Origin of the sequence: Streptomyces sp. NPDC001852, assembly GCF_042891825.1 — a bacterium.
Taxonomy (GTDB): Bacteria; Actinomycetota; Actinomycetes; order Streptomycetales; family Streptomycetaceae; genus Streptomyces.
The window spans coordinates 391,297-403,797 of sequence record NZ_JBIATN010000002.1 but is presented as its reverse complement, the minus strand read 5'-3'; the positions used below and the strand labels follow the sequence as shown (position 1 = coordinate 403,797).

Sequence of the window (12,501 nt, the reverse complement as noted above, 5' to 3'; positions counted from 1 at the left end):
CGGCACCCTGTGCAGGTGCCGCCGCTTCACGCACGCGGTGTGATCAGACGTTGAACCCGAGCGCCCGGAGCTGCTCGCGGCCGTCGTCCGTGATCTTGTCGGGGCCCCACGGGGGCATCCAGACCCAGTTGATGCGCAGTTCGTTGACGAGGCCGTCCGTGGCGGACTTGGCCTGGTCCTCGATGACGTCCGTCAGCGGGCACGCCGCCGAGGTGAGGGTCATGTCGACGGTCGCGATGTTGGAGTCGTCGATGTGGATGCCGTAGATCAGGCCGAGGTTGACGACGTCGATGCCCAGCTCGGGGTCGACGACGTCCATCAGGGCCTCGCGCAGCTCCTCCTCGGAGGCCGGCTTCATCTCAGCGGTGTCGGTCATGCCGTCTTCCTTTCGGCGTCGGCGCCACCCAGCGCCTGGGCCGTCGCGTCCTTCCACGCCATCCAGCTCAGGAGGGCGCACTTGACCCGCGCGGGGTACTTGGAGACACCGGCGAACGCGACCGCGTCCTCCAGGATGTCCTCCATCGCGTCGTCCGGCTCGATCCGGCCCTTGGACTGCATCAGCTCCAGGAAGGTCTCCTGGATCTTCTGCGCCTCGGTCAGGTCCTTGCCGACCAGCAGCTCGTTGAGGACCGAGGCGCTCGCCTGGCTGATCGAGCAGCCCTGGCCCTCGTACGAGACGTCCGCGATCCTCGTGCCGTCGTACTTCACGCGGAGGGTGATCTCGTCGCCGCACGTCGGGTTCACGTGGTGCACCTCGGCGTCGCCATCCCGCAGACCACGCCCGTGGGGGTTCTTGTAGTGGTCCAGGATGACTTCCTGGTACATCGAGTCCAGCTTCACGGTTTCAGCTCACGCCTCTCAGCCGAAGAAGTTCCGTACGTGCTCCAGGCCGTCGACCAGTGCGTCGATCTCGGCCGGCGTGGAGTACAGATAGAACGACGCTCGCGTGGTCGCGGGAATTCCGTAGCGGAGGCAGACGGGCCGCGCGCAGTGGTGGCCGACGCGGACCGCGATGCCCTGCTCGTCGAGGACCTGGCCCACGTCGTGCGGGTGGATGTCGCCCAGGGTGAAGGAGATCGCGGCACCGCGGTCCTCGGCCGTGGTCGGGCCGATGATCCTCAGGTCCGGGACCTTCTGCAGGCGCTGGACCGCGTACTCGGTCAGCGCGTGCTCATGGGCGAGGATCTTCTCCATGCCGATCGACTGGAGGTAGTCGATCGCCGCGCCGAGGCCGACCGCCTGAGCGATCGGGGGCGTGCCCGCCTCGAACTTGTGGGGCGCCGGAGCATAGGTGGACGAGTGCATCGAGACCGTCTCGATCATCTCGCCGCCGCCCAGGAAGGGGGGCAGGTCCTCCAGGAGCTCCTGCCGGCCCCACAGGACGCCGATGCCCGTCGGGCCGCACATCTTGTGACCGGTGAAGGCCACGAAGTCGGCCTGCAGGGCCTGCACGTCCAGCGGCATGTGCGGGGCGGCCTGGGAGGCGTCGATGCAGACGAGGGCGCCGACCTCCTGGGCGCGGCGGATTATCGTCTCGACCGGGTTGACCGTGCCCAGGATGTTCGACACCAGCACGAAGGAAACGATCTTCGTCTTCTCCGTGATGATCTCGTCGATGTTGGACAGGTCCAGTCGGCCGTCGTCCGTGAGACCGAACCACTTCAGCTTCGCGCCGGTGCGCTGCGCGAGCAGCTGCCACGGCACGATGTTGGAGTGGTGCTCCATCTCCGTGATGACGATCTCGGTCTCGTGGTCCACCCGGTAGGGCTCCTCGGCCCAGCCCAGCATGTTCGCCACGAGGTTCAGCGACTCGGAGGCGTTCTTGGTGAAGATCACCTCGTCGCGGCTGGGCGCGTTGATGAACGCGGCGACCTTGTCGCGCGCGCCCTCGTACAGCGCCGTGGCCTCCTCGGCGAGCACATGCACACCGCGGTGGACGTTGGCGTTGTAGCGCTCGTAGTACTCGCTCAGGGCGTCCAGCACCTGGCGCGGCTTCTGCGAGGTCGCCGCGTTGTCCAGGTACACGAGCTTCCTGCCGTCGTGGACGACTCGGTCCAGAACGGGGAAGTCCTTGCGGATCGCCTCGGTGTCGAGGAGGCCCGGCAGCTGTGTCACGCGGATGCGCCACCCTTCACGTATGCCTCGTAGCCCTCGTTCTCCAGCTTGTCCGCGAGCTCGGGGCCGCCGGACTCGACGATGCGGCCGCCGGCGAACACGTGGACGTGGTCGGGCTTGATGTAGCGCAGGATGCGCGTGTAGTGCGTGATCAGCAGGGTGCCGACCTCGCCGGTCTCGCGGACGCGGTTGACGCCCTCGGAGACGATCCGGAGCGCGTCGACGTCCAGGCCGGAGTCGGTCTCGTCCAGGATCGCGACCTTCGGCTTGAGCAGCTCCAGCTGGAGGATCTCGTGGCGCTTCTTCTCACCGCCGGAGAAGCCCTCGTTGACGTTGCGCTCGGCGAAGGACGGGTCCATGTTGAGGCGCTGCATGGCCTCCTTGACCTCCTTCACCCAGGTGCGCAGCTTGGGGGCCTCGCCGCGGGTCGCGGTGGCGGAGGTGCGCAGGAAGTTGGAGACCGAGACGCCGGGGACCTCGACCGGGTACTGCATCGCCAGGAACAGGCCCGCGCGGGCGCGCTCGTCGACGGACATCTCCAGGACGTCCTCGCCGTCGAGGGTGACGGAACCGCCGGTGATCGTGTACTTCGGGTGACCCGCGAGGGAGTAGGCGAGGGTCGACTTGCCGGAGCCGTTGGGGCCCATGATGGCGTGCGTCTCGCCCTGCTTCACGGTGAGGTCGACGCCCTTGAGGATCTCCTTCGTGGCGTTGTCGGCCTCGACGGTGACGTGCAGGTCTCGGATTTCAAGCGTTGCCATGGGTGCCTCAGGACTCCTGGGTGACGGAGACGAGAACGTCGTCCCCTTCGATCTTTACGGGGTATACGGGGACGGGGCGCGTGGCCGGGAGGCCGGACGGCTTGCCGGTGCGCAGGTCGAAGGAGGAACCGTGCAGCCAGCACTCGATCTGGCAGTCCTCCACCTCGCCCTCGGAGAGCGAGACGTTCGCGTGGGAGCAGATGTCGTAGATCGCGAACACCTCGCCCTCGGTCTTCACGACCGAGACAGGCGTGCCGTCGAGTTCCACCCGCTTCGGGGTGTCCTCCTCCAGCTCGCTCAGCCCGCAGGCGCGTACGAAGGTCATGCGACCGAAGCCTCCAGCTCCTCCTCGATCTTGGCGAGCAGGCGCTCCTCGATGTCGGCGACACCGATCTGCTGGACCAGTTCGGCGAAGAAGCCGCGGACCACCAGGCGGCGCGCCTCGTGCTCCGGGATGCCGCGGGCCATCAGGTAGAAGAGCTGCTCGTCGTCGAAGCGGCCGGTGGCGGAGGCGTGGCCGGCACCGACGATCTCGCCGGTCTCGATCTCCAGGTTCGGCACCGAGTCGACGCGCGCGCCGTCCGTGAGGACCAGGTTGCGGTTCATCTCGTAGGTGTCCGTGCCCTCGGCCTCGGCCTCGATGAGCACGTCGCCGATCCAGACCGCGTGCGCGTCGTCGCCCTGGAGCGCGCCCTTGTAGACGACGTTCGACTTGCAGTGCGGGGTGTTGTGGGTGACCAGCAGGCGGTGCTCCTGGTGCTGGCCGGCGTCGGTGAAGTACAGGCCGAACAGCTCGGCCTCGCCGCCGGGGCCGGCGTACTCCACGCGCGGGTGCAGGCGGACCACGTCGCCGCCGAAGGTCACCACCACGGACTTGAAGGAGGCGTCGCGGCCGACCAGCGCGTTGTGCTGGGCGACGTGGACGGCCTTGTCGTCCCAGTCCTGGACCGAGACGACGGTCAGCTTGGCGCCGTCACCCAGGACGTAGTCGACGTTGGCGGCGAGCACCGCGTCACCGGTGTGGTCGATGACCACGACCGCCTCGGCGAAGGCGCCCAGCTCGATCACCTGGTGGCCGAAGGCGGTGCCGCCCTGGCCGTGCACGGCGATACGGATCGGCTCGGCGAGGACGGTCTCCTTCGGGACGGTCACCACGCCGGCCCGCTCGAAGGCGGAGTACGCCTGCGCGGCGATGCGGTCCACCGGGGTGCCCGCCCTGCCGAGCCGGGCGTCGTCACGGCCGACGGTCTCGACGGTGACGCCCTCGGGGGCCTGGACATCGACCTTCACACCGTCGCCGTTCGCGACGGCGGTGCCGTCGTGCAGCCCGCGCAGGCGCTCCAGCGGGGTGAACCGCCACTCCTCCTCGCGACCGTGCGGGACCGGGAAGTCCGCCACGTCGAAGGACGGGGGCGCGCTCATGCGCGAGACGACGGTCGACTCCGCGGCGACCGCGATCGAGCCGGCGGTGGTGGAACCCACCGGGATGTTCTGGGCCTCAGCCATGGCTGTCGTAGTGCTCTCTTTCTGAGTAAGACGTCTTGCCGGCGATGGGGGCGGGTCCTAACCGACCGCGCCCTCCATCTGCAGCTCGATCAGCCGGTTGAGCTCCAGCGCGTACTCCATGGGCAGTTCCTTGGCGATCGGCTCGACGAAGCCGCGCACGATCATCGCCATCGCCTCGTCCTCGGAGAGGCCGCGGCTCATCAGGTAGAAGAGCTGGTCCTCGGAGACCTTGGAGACGGTGGCCTCGTGGCCCATGGACACGTCGTCCTCGCGGACGTCGACGTACGGGTACGTGTCCGAGCGGGAGACGGTGTCGACCAGCAGCGCGTCGCACAGCACGTTGGACTTCGACCCGGCGGCGCCCTCGCCGATCTCGATCAGACCGCGGTAGGAGGTACGGCCACCACCGCGCGCGACCGACTTCGACACGATGTTGGACGAGGTGTTCGGCGCCATGTGGACCATCTTGGCGCCGGCGTCCTGGTGCTGGCCCTCGCCCGCGAAGGCGATGGACAGGGTCTCGCCCTTGGCGTGCTCGCCCATCAGGTAGACGGCGGGGTACTTCATCGTCACCTTGGAGCCGATGTTGCCGTCGATCCACTCCATGGTCGCGCCCTCGTAGGCCACGGCGCGCTTGGTGACCAGGTTGTAGACGTTGTTCGACCAGTTCTGGATGGTCGTGTAGCGGCAGCGGGCGTTCTTCTTGACGATGATCTCGACGACCGCGCTGTGCAGGGAGTCGCTCTTGTAGATCGGGGCCGTACAGCCCTCGACGTAGTGCACGTAGGCACCCTCGTCGACGATGATCAGGGTCCGCTCGAACTGGCCCATGTTCTCCGTGTTGATGCGGAAGTAGGCCTGCAGCGGGATCTCGACGTGCACGCCCTTCGGCACGTAGATGAACGAGCCGCCGGACCACACGGCGGTGTTCAGGGCCGCGAACTTGTTGTCACCGGCGGGGATGACGGTCCCGAAGTACTCCTTGAAGAGCTCCGGGTGCTCCTTCAGTGCGGTGTCGGTGTCGAGGAAGATGACGCCCTGCTCCTCCAGGTCCTCGCGGATCTGGTGGTAGACGACCTCCGACTCGTACTGGGCCGCGACACCGGCGACGAGGCGCTGCTTCTCCGCCTCCGGGATGCCGAGCTTGTCGTACGTGTTCTTGATGTCCTCGGGCAGGTCCTCCCAGGACTCCGCCTGCTTCTCCGTGGAGCGCACGAAGTACTTGATGTTGTCGAAGTCGATGCCCGAGAGGTCGGAGCCCCAGTTCGGCATCGGCTTCTTGTCGAAGAGCTTCAGGCCCTTCAGGCGCAGCTTGGTCATCCACTCCGGCTCCGACTTCTTGCCGGAGATGTCGCGGACGACCTCCTCGTTCAGGCCGCGCCTGGCGGAGGCACCGGCCACGTCGGAGTCGGCCCAGCCGTATTCGTACTTGCCCAGGCCCTCGAGCTCAGGGTGGGCAGTCTCCGTGGGGAGAGTCATGCGGGGTTCCTCCCGGCCGTGCTTGCAGGTGCGTTGTCGCTGGTCTTGGAAATCTTGGGGATGAACGTCGTGCAGACGCCGTCGCCGTGCGCGATGGTCGCCAGTCGCTGGACGTGGGTACCCAGCAGCTCGGCGAAGATCTCCGTCTCCGCCTCGCACAGCTGCGGAAACTGCTCCGCGACATGGGCGACCGGGCAGTGGTGCTGGCACAGCTGCTCGCCGACCGGTGCGCTGCGCGCCGTAGCAGCGTACCCGTCGGCGCTCAAGGCCTTGGCCAGTGCTTCGGCCCGCTTGTCCGGCGTGACCGCCTCGATCGCCTTGCGGTACGCGCTCGCCTGGGCGGCGATCCGGGCACGGGCGAAGGCGGCGACCGCCTCGGGGCCGCCCTCGCGCTCGGCGATCCAGCGGAGCGCGTCCGCGGCGAGCTTGTCGTACGACTGGTCGAAGGCGTCCCGGCCGCAGTCGGTCAGCGCGAAGACCTTCGCGGGGCGGCCACGCGTGCGCGTGCCGTACACCCGCTGTTCGCGGGCCGCCACGACGTCGTCGGCGACCAGGGCGTCCAGGTGGCGCCGCACGGCCGCCTGGGTCAGTCCCAGCCGGCCGGCGAGTTCGGCGACGGTCGACGGGCCGTGGTCCAGGATGGAGCGCGCGACACGGTTGCGCGTGGAGCGCTCACCGGTCGCGAGTTCCTCCTGTGGGGCCCCCAGGGGGGTCTCCCGAGCCTCGCCGACGTTTTTCACAACGCCATTGTTGCGTAATTCCTCGGAGCCTGACAAGCGCCGTCCGGATCATCGAGCGGTGCCCTGCGTCACTTAGGCATACCTAATCCGACCTGCGGAAACGATCTTTGATCGATCATTCGGCACGACCCCCGAGCGGGCCCTGGGCAGGCCCTGAGCAGGCAATTCGGTGGCGCGCGGCGACCCCGTCCGGAAGACTCCCGAACCATGCCGACACCCCCTCCGACCGGCCCTCTCGTCACCCGGGACACCCTCGCCACGCAGCTCCGCCTACTGGGTGTCGAGACCGGCGAGATCCTGCTCGTCCACTCCTCGCTCAGCTCGCTCGGCTGGGTCAACGGGGGCCCGGTCGCGGTCGTCCAGGGACTCCTCGACGCCCTCGGCCCCTCGGGCACGCTCGTCGTCCCCGCCCAGTCGGCCCACCTGTCCGACCCCGCGCTGTGGGGCAGGCCGCCCGTGCCCCGGGAGTGGTGGGACCGGATCCGGGCCACCATGCCGCCGTACGACCCGCTGATCACCCCCACCCGCGGGGTCGGCGTGATCCCGGAGACGGTACGGACCTGGCCGGGCGCCCTGCGCAGCGCGCACCCGCACACCTCGTTCGCGGCGCTCGGTCCACAGGCGCGGGAGATCACCGACGGCCACGCCCCGGACTGCCGACTGGGTGAGCGCAGCCCGCTGGCACGGCTGGAGCGGCTGGGCGCCCGGGTCCTGCTGCTCGGCGCGGGCTACGACGCCTGCACCGCCTTCCACCTCGCCGAGTACCGGATACCCGCTCCCCTGGTCGACGTCGGACGGCCCGCGCCGGGCGGCGGCTGGGAGACGGTGAGGGAGGTGTCGATCACCTCCGACCGGTTCGACGAGCTGGGCCACGACTTCGAGCGGGACCGGCCGGTCGTACGCGGGAAGGTGGGCGCGGCCGACGCACGGCTGTTCCCGGTGACGGACGCCGTGGCCTACGCCGAGCGGTGGCTGCCGCTGCACCGGCCCCGCGAGGAGGAGATTCGCGACCCCCGCGCCTGAGCGGCAAGCGGTCTCCCTAGACTCTGGACCCATGCGAAGTGAGCCTGTCGTCCAGGTCCGGGCCCTGGTGAAGCGGTACGGCACGAAGACCGCGGTGGACGGCCTCGACCTGGTGGTGGCCGGGGCGGGCGTGACCGCCGTCCTCGGTCCCAACGGGGCGGGGAAGACGACGACGGTCGAGACCTGCGAGGGGTACCGGAAGCCGGATTCCGGCACGGTGCGCGTCCTGGGCCTCGACCCCGTGCGGCAGTCCGCCGAGTTGCGCCCCCGTATCGGTGTGATGCTCCAGTCCGGCGGCGTGTACTCGGGCGCCCGGGCCGACGAGATGCTCCGGCATGTCGCGAAGCTGCACGCGCACCCGCTGGACGTGGACGCCCTGATCGAGCGGCTGGGCCTGGACAGCTGCGGCCGGACCTCCTACCGGCGGCTGTCCGGCGGCCAGCAGCAGCGCCTCGCACTCGCCATGGCCGTCGTCGGGCGCCCGGAACTGGTCTTCCTGGACGAGCCGACGGCCGGCCTGGACCCGCAGGCCCGCCGGGCCACCTGGGACCTGGTGAAGGACCTGCGCGCGGACGGCGTCTCGGTGATCCTCACCACCCACTACATGGAAGAGGCCGAGCAGCTCGCCGACGACGTGGCGATCATCGACGGCGGCCGGGTCATCGCCCAGGGCTCCCCGGAGGAGCTGTGCAAGGGCGGCGCCGAGAACACCCTGCGCTTCACCGGCCGCCCCGGCCTCGACGTGGGCTCCCTGCTGAAGGCCCTCCCGGCCGACTGCACGGCCGCCGAGCTCACCCCGGGCGCGTACCGGGTCGTCGGCAAGGTCGACCCGCAGCTGCTGGCCACCGTGACCTCCTGGTGCGCCCAGCACGGAGTGATGCCGAACCGGATCTCGGTGGAACGGCACACGCTGGAGGACGTTTTTCTGGAGCTGACCGGCAAGGAGTTGCGCTCATGATTCCGGCCCGCACGGAGATCGGCCGGGGGTCCGGGGGTCGGCCCCCGGGAGGACACAGCCTGGAGCTGACCGGCAAGGAGTTGCGCTCATGATTCCGGCCCGCACGGAGATCGGCCGGGGGTCCGGGGGTCGGCCCCCGGGAGGACACAGCCTGGAGCTGACCGGCAAGGAGTTGCGCTCATGACCACCGCCACGGGTACCTACGCCCCGAAGCCGGGTGCGGCGCCGCTCCCCCGCATGATCGCGGCGCAGGCGGCGCTGGAGACGAAGATGCTGCTGCGCAACGGCGAGCAGCTGCTGCTGACCGTGGTCATCCCGACCCTGCTGCTGGTGCTCTTCAGCTCGGTGGACATCGTGGACACCGGCAAGGGCAAGGCCGTCGACTTCCTCGCCCCGGGCATCCTGGCGCTCGCCGTGATGTCGACGGCGTTCACCGGGCAGGCCATCGCCACCGGCTTCGAGCGCCGCTACGGCGTGCTCAAGCGGCTCGCCTCCTCACCGCTGCCCCGCTGGGGCCTGATGACCTCGAAGACGGCGTCCGTGCTGGTCACGGAGGTCCTTCAGGTGATCCTGCTGACGGCGATCGCCTTCGCGCTGGGCTGGTCCCCGCACGGCAACCCCGCCGCCGTCCTGCTCCTGCTGATCCTCGGTACGGCCGCCTTCTCCGGCCTGGGCCTGCTGATGGCCGGCACGCTGAAGGCGGAGGCGACCCTGGCCGCCGCCAACCTGGTGTTCCTGCTGCTGCTCGTCGGCGGCGGGGTGATCGTGCCGCTGGACAAGTTCGGCTCGGCCGGCCGGCACGTCCTCGGCCTGCTGCCCATCTCCGCGCTGTCGGACGGCCTGCGGGGCGTGCTCCAGCACGGAGCCGGGATGCCGTGGGGCGACCTGGGGATCCTCGCCGTGTGGGCCGTCGTCGGCCTGGCCGCGGCCGGGAAGTTCTTCCGCTGGGAGTGAGGCGTCACGGTGGACCCTCGTGAAAGCGTGCACAAGCGGCGGCCTACGATGGTGGGCGTGCCCAAGCTGAACCCCGCCGACGCCGCAGCGGCGCTGCGCAACCCGCTCGCCTTCATCGCCGAACGCTGGACCCCGACCCCCCGGACGGTCCAGCGGGCGGCCCTCGCCGCGCTCGTGATGTCGGTGGTCATCGTCGTCACCGGTGGCGCCGTACGTCTGACCGGCTCCGGCCTCGGCTGCCCGACCTGGCCGGAGTGCACCGACGGCTCGCTGACGCCGACGACCGCGCTGAGCTACCACAGCGCGATCGAGTTCGGCAACCGGATGCTGACGTACGTGCTGTGCGCGGCGGTCGGCTGGGCGATCATCGCCGCCCGCTCCGAGAAGCCGTACCGGCGCAGCCTGACCCGGCTGGGCTGGGCGCAGTTCTGGCTGGTGATGGGCAACGCGATCCTCGGCGGCATCGTCGTGCTCGTGGGCCTCAACCCGTACACCGTGGCGGCCCACTTCCTGCTCGCCACGGCCCTGACCACCGTCGCCGCGGTGATGTGGCAGCGCACCCGCGAGGGCGACGGCGCGCCCCGCCCGCTGGTCGGGGGGGCCGTGCAGCAGCTGGTGTGGTTCCTGGTGGCCGCGTCCCTGCTGCTCATCGCGGTCGGCACGGTGGTGACCGGGGCCGGGCCGCACGCGGGTGACTCCAGCGAGGTCAAGCGGATCCCCATCGACTGGGAGACGGTGGCCAAGCTGCACGCGGTGCTCGCCTGGATCGTGGTGACGCTGACGTTCGCGCTGTGGTTCGTGCTGAAGGCGGTGGACGCGCCCAAGGGGCCGCTCGCGCGCACGCGTGAGCTGTTCCTGATCCTGCTCGGCCAGGGTGTGATCGGTTACGTGCAGTACTTCACCCACCTGCCCGAGCTGCTGGTCGGCCTGCACATGTTCGGATCCTGCCTCGTGTGGATCGGCGTCCTGCGTGTCCTGCTGGCGCTCCGCGAACGCCCGGAGGCCGGCCTGGACCTGCCCGGTCCCTCGGCCGAGGTGCCGGTGGGCACGCGCGCGTGAGTCACCCGTAGGTGGTGACCAGCGTGTCGATCGCCGGGGCGAGGTAAGCGCGGGTCAGTTCGGCGCGGCGGGTGAGCCAGTCCTCGGCGGCCGGGGCGGGATGGTCGTCGTAGCGGCGGCGTGTGATGTCCGCGACGAGCTCGGCGGGCGCGCCGAGTGGCACCAGCTCGTCCAGCGCCTCTCGCTTCGAGATCAGCCGTCCGTCGCGCAGGGTCACGGTGGCGCGCGCGAAGGTCAGCAGGCCCAGGTCCACCCACACGTCCTGCCGCCACAGCCGGGCCTTGTCCACCGCCGGCCGCCAGTAGTCCCGTTGGTCCCGTACGACGAAGTCGTTCAGCTGCCGCTCCGGCACCGCCGGGAGCAGTCCGGCCGGCGGTTCCCCGTGCAGCACCCGCCCGAAGTCGTGCAGCTCCCGCCGGGTGACGGGGGTGACCGGGCGGCGCATCACCTGGCCGTGCGCCCAGGTGAGATGGGAGCGGTCCGGGTCGTCCAGGCCGGCCGGGGTGAGATAGCTGCAGTGGAGTTTCGCGGCGAGCGGCACCGTGCGCAGCCTCCGGTGCAGGGCCACCACCCGCCGTACGGTCCCGAGGCCGACCGGCCCCGGCAGTACGGCGATCAGGTCGAGGTCGCTCCGGCCCTCCTGGTAGTCACCGCCGGCGAGGGAGCCGTGCGCCCACACGGCGCGCGGCCGCAGCGGCGTGAGCCCGTCGAGGAATCGATCGAGTAACGATGTGGTCGGCATCCGCCCAGTCTGGACAGTTCAGCCGAGTCCGTACACCCGGCGCGCGTTGTCCGCCGCGACCATCCGGGCCACCCGCTGGGCGTCCTCCAGGGACCAGGCGCCCTCGGCGACCCAGGTGCCCAGGACCCGGCCCAGGGCCTCGCGGAACAGCCGGGCACCCACGACGTGCAGCTCGGGCAGGCCGTGGGCACCGCTGGAGAAGAGGATCTTGCCGAAGGGGGCCAGCTCCAGGATCTCGGCGAGGACGGTGGCCGCGCGGGCGCCGGTGCGGACGAGCGCGGCCCCGGAGTCGGCGTAGACGTGCGGGAAGACGCCGGCCAGGTGGGCGGCGTGGCGGTGGTACGGGTAGCCGTGCAGCAGGATCAGATCGGTGCCGAGGCCGGCCGTGGCCCGCACGAAGTCGGTGAGCAGCACGGGGTCGGTACGGTCGATGCGGGTGCCCGGCTCGCCGAGCCCGGCGTGCAGCTGGAGCGGGCGGCCCGAGGCCACGGCGATCCAGAGCAGGTGCCGCAGCAGCACGGGGTCGGTGAGCGGCCCGCCGACCCGCCGCCCGGCCAGCCAGCGGCCCGCCGCGCCCCGCACCTCGCCCGGCCCCGGCGGCTCGGGCGCGAGTGCCAGGCCGTGTCCCAGCCCCGCGACCGAGGTGAAGGCGACCGCGTGCGCGGCGGCGGCGTGCACCGACTCGGCGAGGTTGGCGAGGAAGGACTCGACGGTGCCGGAGGTGTCGGCGACCTGCTCTGCGAGCTGTTCGAGCCGGACGATCTCGTGGGCCTGGGCGGAACCGGCGGAGGCCAGCTCGGCGGGTCCGGTGAGGTCGCCGGGCAGGCCGGTGTCGACGAGGTAGGTGGTGATGCCGCTGCCGCGCAGCAGCCTGCGGCCCGCCTCCAGGACGCCCAGTTCCCGGCGCCGGGCCAGATAGCGGGCGGGCGTGCAGTGCGGCTCCAGGCCGAGCAGGGGCGGGCACCAGCGCCGTACCGCGAATCCCGTCTGGGTGTCGAAGAGGGTCGTGCCGGGCGCGGGCGGGCCCTCGGTGCGGGCCAGCTGGGCCTCGAAGGTGCCGAGGCCCAGCTCTGTGCGGAGTACTCCGTGGCAGTACTGGTCCACGAGGGACGGCGTTTCGATCATCCGGGCTCCCCGTTGGACGCGTGCTGTCTTACACGTCCT

General features: G+C 70.5%; 14 protein-coding genes. 4 read left to right on the top strand and 10 right to left on the bottom strand.

Annotation, left to right across the window (positions count from 1 at the left end; translation table 11 throughout):
- Window positions 1–43 precede the first annotated feature (43 nt).
- Genes ACFYZB_RS04595 through ACFYZB_RS04560 form a run of 8 tightly spaced genes read right to left on the bottom strand, consistent with a single transcriptional unit; the run spans window position 44 to window position 6,601 of the window.
- Window positions 44–376: a metal-sulfur cluster assembly factor gene (locus ACFYZB_RS04595; RefSeq protein WP_030792219.1), complete on the bottom strand. Its 333-nt coding sequence runs from the start codon at window positions 374–376 to the stop codon at window positions 44–46.
- Window positions 373–840, bottom strand: coding sequence for a Fe-S cluster assembly sulfur transfer protein SufU (gene sufU, locus ACFYZB_RS04590; RefSeq protein WP_388754262.1), 468 nt, complete (start codon window positions 838–840; stop codon window positions 373–375). The genes ACFYZB_RS04595 and sufU overlap by 4 nt, the downstream gene beginning before the upstream one ends.
- Window positions 841–858: 18 nt before the next feature.
- Window positions 859–2,115 (bottom strand): cysteine desulfurase, encoded by a 1,257-nt coding sequence (locus ACFYZB_RS04585; protein ID WP_351209418.1) that lies wholly within the window; start codon window positions 2,113–2,115, stop codon window positions 859–861.
- Complete coding sequence (sufC, locus tag ACFYZB_RS04580) at window positions 2,112–2,876, bottom strand: Fe-S cluster assembly ATPase SufC (RefSeq protein WP_388754259.1); 765 nt, start codon at window positions 2,874–2,876, stop codon at window positions 2,112–2,114. Before sufC ends, ACFYZB_RS04585 begins: the two co-directional genes overlap by 4 nt.
- A 7-nt stretch (window positions 2,877–2,883) precedes the next feature.
- A complete protein-coding gene (locus ACFYZB_RS04575; RefSeq protein ID WP_351209416.1) occupies window positions 2,884–3,201 on the bottom strand; it encodes a non-heme iron oxygenase ferredoxin subunit in 318 nt (105 codons plus the stop codon).
- On the bottom strand, window positions 3,198–4,382 hold the full coding sequence (sufD, locus tag ACFYZB_RS04570; protein ID WP_351209415.1) for a Fe-S cluster assembly protein SufD: 1,185 nt from the start codon (window positions 4,380–4,382) through the stop codon (window positions 3,198–3,200). Before sufD ends, ACFYZB_RS04575 begins: the two co-directional genes overlap by 4 nt.
- A 57-nt stretch (window positions 4,383–4,439) precedes the next feature.
- Window positions 4,440–5,861, bottom strand: coding sequence for a Fe-S cluster assembly protein SufB (sufB, locus tag ACFYZB_RS04565; protein ID WP_388754257.1), 1,422 nt, complete (start codon window positions 5,859–5,861; stop codon window positions 4,440–4,442).
- Window positions 5,858–6,601, bottom strand: a complete 744-nt coding sequence (locus ACFYZB_RS04560) for an ArsR family transcriptional regulator (protein WP_351209413.1) — start codon at window positions 6,599–6,601, stop codon at window positions 5,858–5,860. The genes sufB and ACFYZB_RS04560 overlap by 4 nt, the downstream gene beginning before the upstream one ends.
- Window positions 6,602–6,808: 207 nt before the next feature.
- Here ACFYZB_RS04560 and ACFYZB_RS04555 point away from each other — a divergent pair, with 207 nt between their 5' ends.
- The 4 genes from ACFYZB_RS04555 (at window position 6,809) to ACFYZB_RS04540 (ending at window position 10,595) form a co-directional block, all read left to right on the top strand.
- Window positions 6,809–7,624 carry an aminoglycoside N(3)-acetyltransferase gene (locus tag ACFYZB_RS04555; protein ID WP_388754255.1) on the top strand — a complete coding sequence of 272 codons (816 nt, stop codon included), beginning with the start codon at window positions 6,809–6,811 and terminating at the stop codon, window positions 7,622–7,624.
- A 31-nt stretch (window positions 7,625–7,655) separates the two neighbouring features.
- On the top strand, window positions 7,656–8,582 hold the full coding sequence (locus tag ACFYZB_RS04550; protein ID WP_388754253.1) for an ABC transporter ATP-binding protein: 927 nt from the start codon (window positions 7,656–7,658) through the stop codon (window positions 8,580–8,582).
- A gap of 180 nt (window positions 8,583–8,762) precedes the next feature.
- Complete coding sequence (locus tag ACFYZB_RS04545; protein WP_351209410.1) at window positions 8,763–9,536, top strand: ABC transporter permease; 774 nt, start codon at window positions 8,763–8,765, stop codon at window positions 9,534–9,536.
- Window positions 9,537–9,584: 48 nt separating this feature from the next.
- On the top strand, window positions 9,585–10,595 hold the full coding sequence (locus ACFYZB_RS04540; RefSeq protein WP_388754582.1) for a heme A synthase: 1,011 nt from the start codon (window positions 9,585–9,587) through the stop codon (window positions 10,593–10,595).
- A 1-nt stretch (window position 10,596) separates the two neighbouring features.
- Here the strand turns inward: ACFYZB_RS04540 and ACFYZB_RS04535 are convergent, their stop codons facing one another.
- Entirely contained in the window at window positions 10,597–11,337 is a 741-nt protein-coding gene (locus tag ACFYZB_RS04535) for a nucleotidyltransferase (protein WP_388754250.1), read from the bottom strand.
- Between the two features lie 18 nt (window positions 11,338–11,355).
- Window positions 11,356–12,462 (bottom strand): amidohydrolase family protein, encoded by a 1,107-nt coding sequence (locus tag ACFYZB_RS04530; RefSeq protein WP_388754247.1) that lies wholly within the window; start codon window positions 12,460–12,462, stop codon window positions 11,356–11,358.
- Window positions 12,463–12,501 lie beyond the last annotated feature (39 nt).